At 49.5% G+C, this 968-nt stretch carries 2 pseudogenes; both read left to right on the top strand.

Going from position 1 to position 968, the window contains the following annotated elements:
- Positions 1-488 (top strand): annotated as a pseudogene (locus CIK04_RS27280) (sodium ion-translocating decarboxylase subunit beta); the annotation flags it as partial.
- 119 nt (positions 489-607) lie between these two features.
- A pseudogene (locus tag CIK04_RS27275) lies at positions 608-968 on the top strand (alcohol dehydrogenase catalytic domain-containing protein); the annotation flags it as partial.

Here is a 968-nt window from a genome sequence, read left to right as displayed (position 1 = left end):
TTCCCATTAGCGGTATTGGTGATGACCATCTTGTTCCTTCCCTCTGCAACACCGCTGGTAGGGATGTTCTGTCTGGGGAACTTGATGCGTGAAGCGGGTGTGGTGGAGCGTTTGTCGAAACCGCGCAAATGAGCTGATCAACATCGTGACGATTTTCCTGGGTTTAGGCGTAGGCTCGAAGCTACAAGCTGAGCACTTCTTGAATGTGGAGACTTTGGGCATTCTTGCATTAGGTGCTGCAGCGTTCAGTATTGGGACTGGCGCGGGGGTACTGATGGCGAAGCTACTCAACAAGTTCTCGGAAGAAGACATCAACCCGTTGATTGGGGCTGCTGGTGTATCAGCGGTGCCTATGGCGGCTCGCGTGGTTAACAAAGTAGGGCTTGAAGCAACCGCAAACTTTTGTTGATGCATGCGATGGGCCGAATGTGGCGGGTGTTCTGGGCAGTGCGGTAGCCGCCGGTGTGCTGTTGGCTCTGGTTGGCTAACTTCGCTGTGAAATGTCAGTCAAATTGTGCCATCACAATTAACTTCGGTTAACAAAATGGTTTATAGTCAAAGGGATGCTTCGGCATCCCTTTCTTTTTGTCCTTAGGAACGGCTGATTATGGAAAATAAGCAAATCGTTATTACAGAATTTGGTGGCCCTGATGTACTGGCTATCCGTTCAAGTCAAATGCCTGAACCCAAACCTGGTCAGGTCATCATTAAAGTCTATTTTTCAGGGATTAATCCTATTGATGTTAAAACGCGTGCAGGTCTGGGATGGGATGGGCCGCTGCACAGAATAAGGACAAATTACCTTGGGTGCCCGGTTATGACATTTCTGGCAAAGTGGTCAGTTGTGGTGAGAACGCGGAGCGCTTTGTCATAGGCGATACCGTTGCCGGTTTTGTTGGTTTCCCATTAGAAGGCGGTGGTTACAGCCAGTATCTTTGCGTAGAAGAAGACGCATTGAGTTTGGTGCC

It is taken from the genome of Vibrio sp. 03_296 (assembly GCF_002265885.1).
Note: the sequence above shows the minus strand (reverse complement) of the source record. Positions and strands in the feature narration are given on the sequence as shown.